Source organism: Citrobacter sp. wls718 (assembly GCF_005280945.1).
GTDB lineage: Bacteria > Pseudomonadota > Gammaproteobacteria > Enterobacterales > Enterobacteriaceae > Citrobacter > Citrobacter gillenii.
The window spans coordinates 1-1,292 of the sequence record NZ_SZWV01000081.1 but is presented as its reverse complement, the minus strand read 5'-3'; the positions used below and the strand labels follow the sequence as shown (position 1 = coordinate 1,292).

1 protein-coding gene is annotated in these 1,292 nt (G+C 54.5%); it reads right to left on the bottom strand.

From position 1 onward, the window contains the following. Positions 1-1,201, bottom strand: a protein-coding gene (locus tag FDW95_RS16305) for an IS3-like element ISEc36 family transposase (RefSeq protein WP_249359175.1) whose coding sequence is annotated in 2 segments (ribosomal slippage) — positions 1-877 and positions 877-1,201 — 1,202 coding nt annotated over the 2 segments. Because the reading frame shifts where the segments join, the coding sequence is not laid out codon by codon here. This gene is flagged as partial in the annotation. Between the last annotated feature and the right edge of the window lie 91 nt (positions 1,202-1,292).

Sequence of the window (1,292 nt, the reverse complement as noted above, 5' to 3'; positions counted from 1 at the left end):
AACCCATTACTGGTTCGCCGCCGCAGATATTCCCGTGGCGAACGATACCCCAGTGCACTATGCGGATGCCATTCGTTGTAATGTTCGAAGGCCTCCGCAAGGTTCTTTACCGCTGTTAACCCGTCGGGTTTCGGCATGATGCTGATGTAATCGCGCTTCATCGTTTTCACGAAGCTCTCTGCCATCCCGTTGCTTTCCGGGCTACGTACCGCCGTATGTTTAGGCTCCAGTCCTACCATTCTGGCGAACTGACGCGTCTGATAAGAACGGTAGGCTGAACCGTTGTCTGTCAGCCACTCAACTGGGGATGTCGGCAGGCTGTTACCGAAACGACGCTCCACGGCACCCAGCATGACGTCCTGCACGGTTTCACTGTCATATCCACCGTTACTGGCCGCCCAGTAAAGTGCCTCGCGATCGCAACAGTCCAGAGCGAACGTGACCCGCAGTTTTTCACCGTTATCACAGCTGAACTCGAAGCCGTCAGAGCACCACCGCTGGTTACTTTCTCCAACGGCCACTTTCCCTGTATGCGCCCGCTTCGATGGCGGTATTTCCGGTTTACGCTCAAGCAGCAGCGCATTCTGACGCATGATGCGGTATACGCGTTTGGCATTGATCACCGCCATGTCGTCAGTTTCTGATTGTCTGCGCAGCAGTGCCCATACCCGACGATAACCATAGGTGGGCAGATCGCCGATAACGGTATGGATACGGGCCAGCGCGTCAGTATCATCAGGCTTGCGCTTGCACCGACGATCCTGCCAGTCCTTCGACCGACGGGCCATGGCATGCAGTTGCGCACGTGAGACCCGGAGGCAACGACTGACAAGGCTTATTCGCCATCCTCCGGCAACAAGGGCACGTGCGCTATCCACTTTTTTTGTCGGCCATATTCAACGGCTTCTTTTAGCAGCTCGTTTTCCATGGTTTTCTTGCCCAACAGGCGTTGCAGCTCTTTAATTTGCTTCATCGCAGATGCCAGCTCCGACGCGGGCACAACCTGTTCTCCTGCGGCAACGGCTGTAAGGCTGCCTTCCTGATACTGCTTACGCCACAGGAACAGCTGACTGGCAGCAACGCCATGCTGACGGGCGACCAGCGACACGGTCATTCCGGGCTCAAAACTCTGCTGAACAATGGCGATTTTTTCCTGAACACTTCGCCGTCTGCGCTTCTCTGGACCTAAAACATCAATCATTCGGACTCCAACGACTAGTCTAAAAACTAGTATTAAGACTATCACTAACTTAAGTGATACCAACTGTCTGGAGATTCAGGGGGCCAGTCTA